Raw genomic sequence first — 12334 nt, forward strand, 5'->3', positions numbered from 1 at the left:
TGCGATCTATACCGACCCGACCGGGATCGGGTCCTCGTGTGCCGCACGCGGCGGATGCGAAACACCACGCTCGAACTCGGCACGAAAGTGCTTCAGCGCCGAGGCCAGCGGCATCGCCGCCCCTGGCGCATGGGCGCAGAAGGTCTGACCCGGCCCCAGGCCCTTGGTCAACTGTTCGAGCATCTCGATATCGCCCTCCTCGCCCTCGCCACACTCGAGCGCACGCAGAATCTTGACCGTCCACGGCAAGCCATCGCGGCACGGCGTGCACCAGCCGCAGGATTCACGGGCGAAGAACTCCTCCAGATTACGGGTCAGCGACACCACGCTCTGAGTGTCGGCGACTACCGCAATCAACCCCGTGCCCAGACGGCTACCCGCCTTGCCGACGCTGTCGAAATCCAGCGCCAGGTCGAGATGCTCGGGCAGCAGGAAGCCGGTACTGCCGCCCCCTGGCAGCCAGGTCTTGAGCGTCAAGCCATCGCGCATGCCCCCGGCGCGCTCCATCAACTCCCGCCCCGGCGTGCCGATGGGCAGCTCCCACAACCCGGGGCGCCTGACCTTGCCCGACGCGCCGTAGAGCTTGGTGCCGCCGTCGTTGCTCAGTCCACCGGAAAGCCCCTGATACCACTTCGCACCATGCGCGACGATGGCCGGCACATTGCACAGCGTCTCGACGTTGTTGACCACGGTGGGCCGCCCCCAGGCCCCGGATTGTCCGGGAAACGGCGGTTTCGCCCGCGGATTGGCGCGTTTGCCTTCCAGCGAGTTGATCAGTGCCGTCTCCTCGCCGCAGATGTAACGTCCCGCGCCGGTGTGCAGGGCGATATTGAAATCCCAGCCCGAGCCGCGCACGTCCGGCCCCAGCCAGCCGTCGGCGCGCGCCTCGTCCAATGCGCGTGACAGGGCGCGGGCGGCATCGATATATTCGCCGCGCAGGAAGATGTAGCCCTGGCGCGAGCGGTTGGCGTGGGCCGCCAGGATCATGCCCTCGATCAACAAATGCGGCAGCTGCTCCATGAGCAGGCGATCCTTGAACGTGCCGGGCTCCATCTCGTCGGCATTGCAGACCAGATAGCCGCGCGGCACGTCGTCGCCCTTCAGGGTCAGGCTCCACTTCATGCCGGCGGCGAAGCCGCCGCCGCCGCGCCCGCGCAGGTTGGCCTCCTTGACGGTATCGATGAGCTCGTCGGGGGAGATGCCCTCCAGCATGCGGGTGACCGCAGCGTAGCCATCCTTGGCCTTGTATTCCTCGAGCCCCACGCAGGCGCCATCGTCGCGCAGCCGCCACGTCAGGGGATGGGTTTCGGCTTGGCGCTCCGCCGCCGACTGCAGGATTCGGCTCATGAATAACGCTCCAGCAGTTGGGGAATCTCGTCGGGAGTGACCGGCCCATAGGTATCGTCGCCGATCATCAGCGCCGGGCCGCGGTCACAGGCCCCCAGGCAGCACACCGGCAGCAGAGTGAAGCGCCCGTCGGCGGTGGTCTGGCCGAAACCGATGCCCAGGGTCTGTTCGAAGGCGTCACGCAGTGCCTCATAGTCGGTAAGAAAGCACGAGCTGCTGTCGCACAACAGGATCACGTGGCGTCCCACCGGCTGGCGGAAGATCAGACTGTAGAAGGTCGCCACGCCTTCGACGTCGGCCACCGGGATCCCCAGCACCTCGGCAATGGCCGGGATCGCGGCGTCGGGCACCCAGCCGTGACGACGCTGGACGATCTTCAGCGCCTCGATGCTCGCCGCATGCGGCTGCGGATAATGCGCCCGCTCATGGAGGATGGCGTCGCGATCCGCCGGGGCGAGCGCGAAGGCGTCGCTGGCAATGGTCCGGTTGCTGGAATTGTGCGTGGCGGAAGAAGTATTCATCGCTTAACGGTCCACGTCGGCCATGACGAAATCGATGCTGCCCAGATGCGCAATCAAATCCGGCACGAAGGCGCCACGCACCACGGCCGGAATCTGCTGCAGGTGCGGGAAGCTCGGGGTCCGGATACGCGTACGGTAGCTCATGGTGCTGCCGTCACTGGTCAGGTAATAGCTGTTGATGCCCTTGGTCGCCTCGATCATCTGCATCGACTCGTTCGCCGGCAGCACCGGCCCCCAGGAGACCTGCAGGAAGTGGGTAATCAACGTCTCGATATGCTGGAGCATCTTCTCGCGCGGTGGCGGCGTGGTCAGCGGATGGTCTGCCTTGTAGTCGCCGGCAGGCATGTGATCGACACACTGCTGAATGATGCGCAGGCTCTGGCGCATCTCCTCGATGCGCAGCCAGCCGCGATCGAAGGCATCGCCGTTGGCGGCGATGGGCACCTCGAAATCGAAGTTGTCGTATCCGGAGTAGGGGCGTTTCTTGCGCAGATCAAAGGCCAATCCGGTGGCGCGCAGGTTGGGGCCGGTCACGCCCCACTTCAGCGCCTCGCGAGTATCGAAGGCCGCGACATGCTTGGTGCGATCGCGAATGATGGCGTTATCCATCATCGAGCGCTCGTACTCCTTCAAGCGCTTGGGCATCCAGTCGAGATAGCCCTGCATCAAACGCTCCCAACCCTGCGGCAGGTCCTGGGCGACACCGCCGATGCGATACCAGGCGGGATGCATGCGAAAGCCGGTGATCGCCTCGATGACTTCATAGGACTTCTGACGATCGGTAAAGGCAAAGAACACCGGTGACATCGCCCCCAGGTCCTGCAGGTAGGTGCCCAGAAACAGCAGATGGCTACTGATGCGAAACAGCTCGGCCATCATCACGCGAATGGTCTTGACCCGCTCGGGCACGTCGATGCCGGCGAGCTTTTCCACCGCCAGCACATAGGGCAGGTTGTTCATCACCCCGCCGGTATAGTCGACGCGGTCGGTATAGGGGATGTAGCTGTGCCAGGACTGGCGTTCGCCCATCTTCTCGGCGCCGCGATGGTGGTAGCCGATATCCGGCACGCAATCGACGATTTCCTCACCGTCGAGTTGCAGCACGATACGAAAGGCACCGTGGGCGGAGGGGTGATTGGGCCCCAGATTGAGAAACATGAAATCGGTGTTTTCGTCCTCGCGCTTCATGCCCCAGGCCTCGGGGTCGAAGCGCAGTGCTTCCTGTTCGGCCTGCTGGCCCTTGACGGTCAGCGTGTAGGGGTCGAACTCGGTGGCGCGAGCGGGATAGTCCTTGCGCAATGGATGGCCGTTCCAGGTCGGCGGCAGCAGCAGGCGCGTCAGATGCGGATGCCCGTCGAAGACGATGCCGAACAGGTCCCATACCTCGCGCTCGTACCAGTTGGCGTTGGCGTACAGGCCGGCCACACTGGGCAAGCGCAGGTCGCTTTCCGTCAGTGCCACCTTGAGCATGATGTCGCGGTTACGCTCCACCGACAGCAATTGATAGAACACCGTGAAATCGGACGCCGGCAATCCCCGGCGCTGGCTGCGCAAGCGCTCGTCGATCGCGCTGAGATCGAACAGCATGGCAAAGGGCTCGGGCATGTCGTGCAGGAAGGCAAGCACGTCCTGCAACTGCTCACGCGTAACCCATAGAATCGGCATGCCGGTAAGCGCGGGCTGGGCCCGAAACGCACTATCGCCGAAACGCTGGCGCAGCGCCACGACGACCGGGTCGTCGCGCATCTCTTCTGTCGGCCCGTCGCCTGGCGGGCGGCCTTGGGGTGTTTCAACAGCGCTCATGATGTGTCCTGTGCTGGACGTGATCGACGAAGTACTGCCCTCTTCTGCATCGCATGGCCTCCGACGCGGCCAGATACCGCGGGCCGCTAGATCCCGTCGGGCGAGCGCAGCTCGGTCGTCTCGATACGCTGCGCCCGACTGGCCTGCTTGCGTGAAGGCATCTCGGCGCGATAGACGCCCTGGTCGCCGACCACCCAGGACAGCGGCCGACGTTCCGCCTGGATCGACTCCTGCAGCAGCTGCAGTCCTTGCAGAAACGCCTCCGGGCGCGGCGGGCATCCCGGCACATAGACGTCGACCGGTAGAAACTTGTCGACGCCCTGCACCACGGAATAGATATCGTACATGCCACCGGAGTTCGCGCAGGACCCCATCGAGATCACCCACTTGGGCTCGAGCATCTGATCGTAGAGTTGCTGGATGACCGGCGCCATCTTGATGAAGCAGGTCCCGGCGATGACCATGAAGTCGGCCTGACGGGGGGAGGCGCGAATGACTTCGGCACCGAAGCGGGCCACGTCATGCGGCGCGGTGAAGGCGGTGGTCATTTCCACATAACAACAGGACAGGCCGAAGTTGTACGGCCATAGCGAGTTCTTGCGCCCCCAGTTGACGGCCGAGTTGAGCACCTCCTCCAACTTGCCGGTGAAGACGTTGCGGTGCACCTGCTGCTGCATGGGATCGTCGACGCGTGAACGCTCGCCAAGGGGATATGGCGGGTTATCGGCGCTATTCGGATCGCCGGCGTCAGCACCGGGCTCGGCACGGGTCAGGGTGTATTGCATACGGCGCCTCTGAACATAAAACGAAAACTGTCAGGACATGAGCGTGCGTTCCGCAGCCTCACGCCGGCGGAGAATTCTCTTGCGGCTTGGGGCGTCGCGAGGCTGGCGCCCACTCCAGCGCCCCGACACGGCTGTCGTAGACCAGCCCGGCGAGCAAAATGAAGATGAAGATCGCCGCAGCCCAGAAGCCGGCCCATCCGACTTCACGCACCGATACCGCCCAGGCAAACAGGAATACGGCCTCGATATCGAAGATCACGAACAACATCGCGACCAGATAGAATTTGACGGAGAAACGCTGCCGGGCACTGCCGGTGCTGACGATTCCGGATTCGTAGGGGAGGTTCTTGCTGCGTCCGCGGCTGCGTCCGCCCAACAGGCTGGCGGCCCCGATCATCACGGCGCATAACACCAATACGGCAATTACAAACAGCCCGACGGCCCAGTACTGAGCGATCAGTGCGGAGGCATTCTGGTTCATTCGCCCTCACCAACCCCGAGAATGTTCGTTGCCGGTTGTCGCCGTCACGATACGCGTCAACCGGAGAATCATGCGCCAGTATGCTCTGGCTTCGCTCACTTAGCATAGGAGATAACCCGACGGCTGTCAGGGAGGCCGAGCGATACATTAGTCTGATAACTAATCACCCGAACTCGCTATGTCGCAGACCATCGCAATAGGCTCAACTCCTGAGCCATTGTGGTTTAGGCTACGCCCTGCCAAACAAATTTCCCAGTGATTCGACTCTAAACACAGGCCAGGCGAGATGCCCCCGCAAGCGACGATTCCCAACGTACTGACCATTGCCGGCTCCGACCCGTCCGGGGGTGCCGGATTACAGGCCGACATCAAGACATTCTCTGCACTCGGCGCCTATGCCACCAACGTGATCACCGCAGTGATCGCACAAAACACCTGCGGCGTGGAAGCCGTCGAACCGGTACCGGCGGCACTGATCCGCATCCAGTTGGACAATCTGCTCGATGACGTCGAAATCGATGCGGTCAAGATCGGCATGGTTGCCAGCCGAGATGTGGCCGAAACGATTGCCGAAGCACTTCGGACGAGGCGTCCACGCTGGATCGTGCTCGATCCTGTCATGGTCGCCAAGAGCGGCGACCGATTAGTGGATGACGACGGACTGCGTGCGGTGCGCGACATACTCATACCACTGGCCGACGTGATCACGCCCAACCTACCGGAAGCCGCTGCGCTGTTGGGCGAACCGGCCCCACGCTCGCTCGAGGCAATGGAAGCGATGATACCAGCCCTCGGGGCGCTGGGCGCACCTTATGGGCTGCTCAAAGGCGGACACTTGCCCTTGGAGCGCTGCCCGGATCTCTTGTGGATGCCGGACGGCATCCGATGGCTTGACGCGCCTCGCCTGTCGACGCCCAACCTGCACGGTGCCGGCTGCGCCCTCTCCTCGGCAATCGCCACCTACCTCGCCCACCTCCCCGCGGGAGACACCCGGGTTGGAGGCGCCATCGACGACGCTAAACGCTGGTTGCATCGGGCACTGGAAGCCAGCGAGCGTCTCAATGTCGGCCATGGCAAGGGGCCCGTCCATCACTTTCATGCCTGGTGGTGAGGCTCGGCATAAACTTGCAGAGACTGCGCACGCCCACCATTCTGGGGGGTGCGCCGCGCTTGCGCGCCTGATTCCCGGCACTTCATGTCGTCGTGCCGGCTCTTGCCCGCCACTCAGGAGGGAGCGACACCATGACCCAGACGCTGCTGTTCGCCTGCGACTTGTCCGCAGAGAACCGGGCGGCCTTTGCCCGTGCGATAAAGCTTGCCAATGAGCATGGCGCGCGCCTCGATGTGCTCCATGTACTCGACCCACACTTGCCCCGTCAGGCTCTGCACGATCTTGAGGATGCGGTGGTGGCGGAACTGGAAAGGCTGCTCGCCGATGTCCGCGAAGACTACGCCCTGCCCCAGCCCGAAACGCTGATCCAGACGGTCGCGGGGGCGCCGTACGCGGAAATCGTTCGCGAGGCACATGAGCGCGACACCTCGATGATTGTGCTCGGCGCGCATCGCAAACGCGGCCAGCACGACCTTGTCGGTGGTACGACCCTGGCCCGGGTACTGAGTCGCGCGCCCTGCCCGGTGCTGACAGTCAGTCATGGCCCCGACCATCCCTGGCGGGAAGTGCTGGTGCCGGTGGACTTCTCGCTGGCCTGTCGCCAGACCCTGCGTGAAACCCTGACGCGCTTTCCCAACGCCCACGTTACCCTTCTGCACGCCTGGCACATGCCGGCAGGTCAGGAACTGGCCTCGGACAGCGGTTTCGTACGTTGGCGCGACCGCGAACTCGCCAGCCAACGCCTGCGCCTGGAGGCGGAAGTCGAGCGCCTGATGGTCGAGCTCGGCGACGTTCCCGAAGTGGACCTCGTGCTTGAGCAGGGTGAACCCGGCGAGGTACTGCTCGAGCGCCTACGGCGTCAGCCCCCGGACCTGCTTGCCGTGGGCCACCATGACCTGTCGAGTATCAGCCACCGCCATGCGGTGCCCTTGATGGAACGGCTGCTGGCCGAGTCTCATGTCGACATGATGTTGTGCCGCGCCTGGTAGACGACGCCCGCCGGAAGGCAATTTGTGCAGCCGAGGGTGGCCGGTTTTCACTGCGGAGATACGATGAAAGCATTGATCCAGCGCGTGAAGCGCGCCAGCGTCGACGTCGAGGGGCGTACCGTCGGCGCCATCGAGCATGGCCTGCTGGCCCTGGTGGGCGTCGAAAAGGGCGATGACGAGGTACGGGCCGACAAGTTGCTGCACAAGCTATTGCACTACCGGGTCTTCGCCGACCCGGACGGCAAGATGAATCGCAATCTCCAGCAGGCCGAGGGCGGACTGTTACTGGTATCGCAGTTCACCCTGGCCGCCGACACGCGCAAGGGGCTGCGGCCGAGCTTCTCCAGTGCCGCAGCCCCGGCTGAAGGGGAACGCCTGTTCGACTATCTGGTCAAGCGGGCCCGGGTCGTTTGGCCTCAAGTCGCGACCGGCGAGTTCGGCGCCGACATGCAAGTTACCCTGGTCAATGACGGCCCGGTAACCTTTCTGCTGGAAAGTTAAGCCTCAGGATAGCCACCAAAGCAAGGAGAGCTGCATGACCAGAACCGCAATGATCACCGGCGGCGCCCAGGGAATCGGGCGCGGCCTCGTCGAGCATCTGCTGGCACGCGGCTGGCGGGTCGCGGCTATCGACCGCGACGAAGAGGCACTCGACGAGCTGGAAACCGCCCACCCCAAGGCGCCCTTGCTGCCCATCGCTGCCGATGTGGGAGACGAGACCGCCATACACACCGCCTTTGCCCGACTGAGCGACTGGCAGCATGACGCTGGAGAACATGCCGGCCTGGATCTGCTGGTCAACAATGCGGGGATCGCCGATCCCGAAACCGGCCCCATCGAGCAACTCTCCCTGGCCGACTGGCGACGCTGGCAGGACAGCCACCTCACCGGAGCGTTTCTGTGCACGCGTGCCGCCGTACCCGGCTTGCGCCAGCGTCTGGGCAGCATCGTCAACATGGCCTCGACCCGTGCCCTACAATCGGAGCCGCACTGCGAGGCCTATGCCGCGGCCAAGGGCGGCCTGCTGGCCATGACTCACGCCCTGGCGATCAGCTTGGGGCCGGATATTCGCGTCAACGCCATCTGCCCCGGCTGGATCGAGACCGGACCGTGGGAAAAAAGCGCCCAGCAGGCGCCTGCCGAGCATCGTGACATCGACCGAAGTCAGCACCCGGTGGGTCGCGTGGGCACTCCCGAGGACATCGCCGCGGCCGTGACCTTTCTCGCCTCGCCCGAGGCCGGCTTCATCACCGGCCAGCAATTCACCGTCGATGGCGGCATGACCCGCAAGATGATTTACGCCGAGTAGATTCCATACCCGCCAAAGGCTGCCCAACGGCAGCCTGAACTAGCGGCATAACATCTAGACCTCGCCATCACTGCTGTCATCACTACTTGGGATGCCACTTGTCGTCATCGCCCTTGTGATACCGGCTCTTCACCGCTGCCCAGGCGACCCGATGGGCGGTCTCTTCACGCGAGGCATGGCCCTGCCGATCCTCGGGGTTCTTGTACTCGTCCCAGGCGCTGTTGAATGCCTCCTGATAGATATCCTGGGCATGCGCCGGCAAAACATGGCGCACATTATCGGGCAGATCGTTGCGGGACTCGTAAGGCATGGCGACTTCCCGTTCTCCATTGCGGCACATTGATTGCCACTGCAGTCTAGGCGCCGATGGCCACACCTCGCCAATACGCGCCTACTTCAGGCCCTGATACTGGTAAGTGATCGCCTTGTCGCCAATGAACTGGGCCTGGATGAAGCGCCGCCCACTGCCCCATCGGCAACTGGCGACCATCGCCGCCCCCGAGCAGTGGCTGGGCTCGCCGAGTATCGACTCCACCCGGTCCCGCGCCATGCCCACCTCAAGCTGCTCGTAGTTATCCATCGTCAGGCGACCGGCGCACCCCGCCAGGCCGGTCATGCCCACCAGCATCAGCCATGCATAGCGTTTCATTTGCCTCTCCCTTGGTGCCGCCTCAGGCATCATCGCCGGTCAGCTCGGTTTCGAGTTGCTCCAGGGCCTCTTCGGCCTCGAGCCAGACCTGTTCCTGCGCATTCAGACGCGCCTTGAGATCTCCCTGACGCGCGAGTAGCGCTGTCAGCTCGTCCTTGCGTGCGGCATCGGTGTACAACTCGGTATCGCCCAGCGCGTCTTCCACCTGGGTCAGGGCATCGCTCAACTGGTTCATGTCGCGCTCGGCGCGATCACGCTCACGCTTGAGCGGGCGCAGCTTCTCACGCAGCTCGGCCGCGGCGCGGCGCGTGGCTTTGCGATCGATGCGGGCCTCGCCATTGTCGGCTTGACGCTCAGCCTTCTCGTCGCGGGCTTCACGTCGCGAATTCTCCAGGCGCGCCTTGAGCCAGGCGCGGTAATCCTCCAGGTCGCCATCGAAGGGTGCCACCGTGCCATCGGCGACCTGCCAGAACTCATCGACGCTGGCCCGCAACAGATGCCGGTCGTGCGAGACGATGATCACCGCCCCCTCGAACCCGGCCAGTGCCTCGGTCAGTGCCTCGCGCATTTCCAGGTCGAGGTGATTGGTCGGCTCGTCGAGCAGCAGCAAATTGGGGCGACGCCAGGCGACCAGCGCCAGCGCCAGGCGCGCCTTCTCGCCCCCCGAGAAGCGAGCGACTTCGCTGAACACCGCATCGCCATGAAAGCCGAAGCCGCCCAGGAAGTTGCGCACCTCCTGCTCACTGGCCTTGGATGAGAGCCGCTGGACATGCATGAAGGGTGTCGCCTGCATGTCCAGGCTTTCCAATTGATGCTGGGCGAAATAACCGATCGCCAGATGCTCACCGGCTACGCGCGTCCCGCTCAGCGGAGGCAACTCCCCCGTCAGCGACTTGATCAGCGTCGACTTGCCAGCCCCGTTGGGGCCCAGCAACCCGATGCGCTGTCCCGGCAGGATGCTCAGCTTGACGTCGCTCAACAGCGGCTCGGCGTATCCCAATTGTGCCCGATCGAGGACCAGCAGCGGATGCGAGGTCTTGTCGGATGCCGGCAGTGTGAAATGAAACGGTGAGTCGACATGAGCAACGGCCACGTTCTGCATGCGCTCGAGCATCTTCAGCCGGCTCTGGGCCTGACGGGCCTTGGTCGCCTTGGCGCGAAACCGCGCCACGAAACCTTCGATCTCCTCGCGACGCGCCTGCTGCTTGGCGGCCTCGGCCTGTTGCTGGGCGAGCTTCTCGGCACGGGCACGCTCGAAGCTAGAGTAATTGCCGCGATAGAGCGTCAACCGGCGCTGATCGAAATGCACGATGTGATCGCACACCGCATCGAGAAAATCCCGGTCGTGGGAAATCAGCAGCAGTGTCCCCGGATAGCGGACCAGCCATTGCTCCAGCCATAGCAGCGCGTCGAGGTCGAGGTGGTTGGTCGGCTCGTCGAGCAGCAGCAGGTCGGACGGCATGAACAATGTACGCGCCAGATTGACGCGCATCCGCCAACCGCCCGAGAAGTCCGCCAGCGGGCGTTCCAGGTCGCGTTGGGCAAAACCCAGACCGACCAGCAGTTGCTCGGCGCGCGCACGGGCACTGTAACCGTCCAGCGTCTCGATGTGTCCATGCAGCTCGGCTTCACGGTGGGCATCCTCGCGCTGTTGCGCCTCCGCCAGGGCCTGCTGGGTGGCACGCAATTCGTGATGACCATCGAGAACGTAGTCGACCAGCGCGCGGGACAGCGCTTCGACTTCCTGAGCCATGTGCGCGATACGCTGACCGCCCGACAGCTCCACCTGGCCACGATCGGGGGTAAGCTCGCCCAGCAGCAGCTTGAAAAGACTCGACTTGCCGGCGCCGTTCGCCCCGACGATGCCCGCCCGCTGACCGTCGTGCAGGACCAGCTCGGCCTCTTCGATCAGCCGCTGGGTGCCGCGTTGCAGCGCGAGTTGGCGAAATGCGATCATGCCGACTCCAAAAAAACGGGAGAATTCGCGGCTCCGAGACGGTGCCGCACAGAACCATGCGTGATGATTCTACCCAATTATGGGACTACGCGCTGGCGCTCTACGCACGGCAGGGCGTCGCCGAGGCCTGCCTGGCGCTTCAGGACGACGCGGGAGCCGACGTCTGCGAGCTGTTGTGGATCTGCTGGCTGGCCGGCCAAGGACTGAGCCTGGCTGACGATGCCGACCAGGCGCTGGCAGGCGTACGTGCCTGGCAACGCGACTTCACGTATCCGCTGCGCGCGCAACGCCGAACTCTCAAGCCCCTCGCGGCAAGCTCGCCGGGAATCGCTCAGCTGCGTCAGCGGCTCAAGGATGCCGAGCTGCTCGCCGAACGCGAAGCGCTGCGGCAACTGCAGGAAGTCACCGCAGCCGGATACGGCATTCGCCCCACACGCGTCTCGGACGGTGACGTGTATGCCCGTCTCGCCCGGCACCTGGGCGCTGTGGACGATGCGATGGCTAACTCACTGGAATTGCTGGCCGGCCATTCGCTGCGCTGCGTGTCCCTTGCAAACCGTTCACACCATGACCCACACGACGTATAGCACCGACGACGTAAAGCCTGTAAGTTCAAAAAAGAGCGATGCGCCTTCGTCTATGGAACACGCGTTTGTCGATGACAGTTAGGCATGGGAGCCCTTCATCATCGGCTCGCCCCCTGACAAAACAAGGAAGCTTGCGACATGACCCAACCCTCCACCTCCTCCGACGAGCGCGCAAAACGACCTGGCAGTCTGCTGCGCGCATTGAGTGCTTTCGACCGTGTGCTGGGCGTGATTGAGCGCGCTATCGTAGCGGGAAGCGTTCTTGTCATGGCCACGCTGATGAGTGCTCACGTGGTCGGTAACCTGTTATTTCAGCAAGGGATTGCCGGTACTTATGAAATCACCGAGATGCTCATTGTCATCATCACCTTCGTCGGTGTCGGCTATGCCGCGCGTAACGCTCGTCACATCAGCATGTCGGCGATTTACGACCAGCTCAGCGGCCGCCTGCGCAAGTTACTGCTGATCGTCATCAGTATCGGCACGGCGATACTGATGTTTTATTTCGCCTACAAGTCCATCGAGTACGTCTCGGTACTTCAGGACCGGGGGCGTGCCAGCTCGTCGCTGCATATTCCGTTATGGATCGTCTACCTCTCCCTCCCCGTCGGCTTCACCCTTGCCGGTATTCAGTATCTGTTGACCACTGCGCGCAACCTGCTGAGCAGTGATATTTACCGCTCGTTCAACGAGAAGGAAACCTATTCCGAGGTCCCCGCGGACGATACCGAATCGGCCCAAGACGACGACGCCCAACGCGGCGCTTAACCGCTCAACAAGACCAGAACCGACGCG

At 63.6% G+C, this 12334-nt stretch carries 14 protein-coding genes; 6 read left to right on the forward strand and 8 right to left on the reverse strand.

What is annotated here, in order from left to right; translation table 11 throughout:
- Window positions 1-6 precede the first annotated feature (6 nt).
- The 5 genes from nuoF to ACW4DH_RS03775 all read right to left on the reverse strand — a co-directional run bounded on the left by nuoF (window position 7) and on the right by ACW4DH_RS03775 (window position 4937).
- On the reverse strand, window positions 7-1347 hold the full coding sequence (gene nuoF, locus ACW4DH_RS03755) for an NADH-quinone oxidoreductase subunit NuoF (protein WP_459635025.1): 1341 nt from the start codon (window positions 1345-1347) through the stop codon (window positions 7-9).
- The gene (nuoE, locus tag ACW4DH_RS03760; RefSeq protein WP_459635026.1) at window positions 1344-1868 is read right to left on the reverse strand and encodes an NADH-quinone oxidoreductase subunit NuoE; all 525 of its coding nucleotides are present in this window, start codon (window positions 1866-1868) and stop codon (window positions 1344-1346) included. The genes nuoF and nuoE overlap by 4 nt, the downstream gene beginning before the upstream one ends.
- A gap of 3 nt (window positions 1869-1871) precedes the next feature.
- A complete protein-coding gene (gene nuoC, locus ACW4DH_RS03765; RefSeq protein WP_459635520.1) occupies window positions 1872-3614 on the reverse strand; it encodes an NADH-quinone oxidoreductase subunit C/D in 1743 nt (580 codons plus the stop codon).
- 143 nt (window positions 3615-3757) lie between these two features.
- Window positions 3758-4456 carry a NuoB/complex I 20 kDa subunit family protein gene (locus ACW4DH_RS03770; RefSeq protein WP_459635027.1) on the reverse strand — a complete coding sequence of 233 codons (699 nt, stop codon included), beginning with the start codon at window positions 4454-4456 and terminating at the stop codon, window positions 3758-3760.
- A gap of 58 nt (window positions 4457-4514) precedes the next feature.
- Complete coding sequence (locus ACW4DH_RS03775; RefSeq protein ID WP_459635028.1) at window positions 4515-4937, reverse strand: NADH-quinone oxidoreductase subunit A; 423 nt, start codon at window positions 4935-4937, stop codon at window positions 4515-4517.
- Between the two features lie 286 nt (window positions 4938-5223).
- Between ACW4DH_RS03775 and thiD the strand changes: the two genes are divergently transcribed.
- The 4 genes from thiD (at window position 5224) to ACW4DH_RS03795 (ending at window position 8346) form a co-directional block, all read left to right on the forward strand.
- A complete protein-coding gene (gene thiD, locus ACW4DH_RS03780; protein ID WP_459635029.1) occupies window positions 5224-6048 on the forward strand; it encodes a bifunctional hydroxymethylpyrimidine kinase/phosphomethylpyrimidine kinase in 825 nt (274 codons plus the stop codon).
- A gap of 131 nt (window positions 6049-6179) precedes the next feature.
- Window positions 6180-7037, forward strand: coding sequence for a universal stress protein (locus tag ACW4DH_RS03785; protein ID WP_459635030.1), 858 nt, complete (start codon window positions 6180-6182; stop codon window positions 7035-7037).
- Window positions 7038-7100: 63 nt separating this feature from the next.
- A complete protein-coding gene (gene dtd / locus ACW4DH_RS03790; RefSeq protein ID WP_459635031.1) occupies window positions 7101-7538 on the forward strand; it encodes a D-aminoacyl-tRNA deacylase in 438 nt (145 codons plus the stop codon).
- A 34-nt stretch (window positions 7539-7572) separates the two neighbouring features.
- Complete coding sequence (locus ACW4DH_RS03795) at window positions 7573-8346, forward strand: SDR family NAD(P)-dependent oxidoreductase (protein WP_459635032.1); 774 nt, start codon at window positions 7573-7575, stop codon at window positions 8344-8346.
- A gap of 82 nt (window positions 8347-8428) precedes the next feature.
- On the opposite strand, the gene chaB is transcribed toward ACW4DH_RS03795, so the two are convergent.
- From chaB to ACW4DH_RS03810, 3 genes are all read right to left on the reverse strand, one after another.
- Window positions 8429-8656, reverse strand: coding sequence for a putative cation transport regulator ChaB (chaB, locus tag ACW4DH_RS03800; protein WP_459635033.1), 228 nt, complete (start codon window positions 8654-8656; stop codon window positions 8429-8431).
- Between the two features lie 81 nt (window positions 8657-8737).
- Window positions 8738-8995: a hypothetical protein gene (locus tag ACW4DH_RS03805; protein WP_459635034.1), complete on the reverse strand. Its 258-nt coding sequence runs from the start codon at window positions 8993-8995 to the stop codon at window positions 8738-8740.
- 22 nt (window positions 8996-9017) lie between these two features.
- Window positions 9018-10952 carry an ABC-F family ATP-binding cassette domain-containing protein gene (locus ACW4DH_RS03810; RefSeq protein ID WP_459635035.1) on the reverse strand — a complete coding sequence of 645 codons (1935 nt, stop codon included), beginning with the start codon at window positions 10950-10952 and terminating at the stop codon, window positions 9018-9020.
- 56 nt (window positions 10953-11008) lie between these two features.
- On the opposite strand from ACW4DH_RS03810, the gene ACW4DH_RS03815 reads away from it, so the two are divergent.
- Both ACW4DH_RS03815 and ACW4DH_RS03820 read left to right on the forward strand, forming a co-directional pair.
- On the forward strand, window positions 11009-11539 hold the full coding sequence (locus ACW4DH_RS03815) for a TIGR02444 family protein (RefSeq protein ID WP_459635036.1): 531 nt from the start codon (window positions 11009-11011) through the stop codon (window positions 11537-11539).
- A gap of 138 nt (window positions 11540-11677) precedes the next feature.
- A complete protein-coding gene (locus ACW4DH_RS03820; protein WP_459635037.1) occupies window positions 11678-12307 on the forward strand; it encodes a TRAP transporter small permease in 630 nt (209 codons plus the stop codon).
- The last annotated feature ends 27 nt before the right edge of the window (window positions 12308-12334 follow it).

The organism is Halomonas sp. WWR20, assembly GCF_054602495.1.

Excerpts from the sequence above, each read along its gene's own strand:
- nuoF (WP_459635025.1), bottom strand. The coding sequence starts at position 1,347 with ATGAGCCGAATCCTGCAGTCGGCGGCGGAGCGCCAAGCCGAAACCCAT.
- nuoE (WP_459635026.1), bottom strand. The coding sequence starts at position 1,868 with ATGAATACTTCTTCCGCCACGCACAATTCCAGCAACCGGACCATTGCC.
- nuoC (WP_459635520.1), bottom strand. The coding sequence starts at position 3,614 with ATGCGCGACGACCCGGTCGTCGTGGCGCTGCGCCAGCGTTTCGGCGAT.
- ACW4DH_RS03770 (WP_459635027.1), bottom strand. The coding sequence starts at position 4,456 with ATGCAATACACCCTGACCCGTGCCGAGCCCGGTGCTGACGCCGGCGAT.
- ACW4DH_RS03775 (WP_459635028.1), bottom strand. The coding sequence starts at position 4,937 with ATGAACCAGAATGCCTCCGCACTGATCGCTCAGTACTGGGCCGTCGGG.
- thiD (WP_459635029.1), top strand. The coding sequence starts at position 5,224 with ATGCCCCCGCAAGCGACGATTCCCAACGTACTGACCATTGCCGGCTCC.
- ACW4DH_RS03785 (WP_459635030.1), top strand. The coding sequence starts at position 6,180 with ATGACCCAGACGCTGCTGTTCGCCTGCGACTTGTCCGCAGAGAACCGG.
- dtd (WP_459635031.1), top strand. The coding sequence starts at position 7,101 with ATGAAAGCATTGATCCAGCGCGTGAAGCGCGCCAGCGTCGACGTCGAG.
- ACW4DH_RS03795 (WP_459635032.1), top strand. The coding sequence starts at position 7,573 with ATGACCAGAACCGCAATGATCACCGGCGGCGCCCAGGGAATCGGGCGC.
- chaB (WP_459635033.1), bottom strand. The coding sequence starts at position 8,656 with ATGCCTTACGAGTCCCGCAACGATCTGCCCGATAATGTGCGCCATGTT.
- ACW4DH_RS03805 (WP_459635034.1), bottom strand. The coding sequence starts at position 8,995 with ATGAAACGCTATGCATGGCTGATGCTGGTGGGCATGACCGGCCTGGCG.
- ACW4DH_RS03810 (WP_459635035.1), bottom strand. The coding sequence starts at position 10,952 with ATGATCGCATTTCGCCAACTCGCGCTGCAACGCGGCACCCAGCGGCTG.
- ACW4DH_RS03815 (WP_459635036.1), top strand. The coding sequence starts at position 11,009 with ATGCGTGATGATTCTACCCAATTATGGGACTACGCGCTGGCGCTCTAC.
- ACW4DH_RS03820 (WP_459635037.1), top strand. The coding sequence starts at position 11,678 with ATGACCCAACCCTCCACCTCCTCCGACGAGCGCGCAAAACGACCTGGC.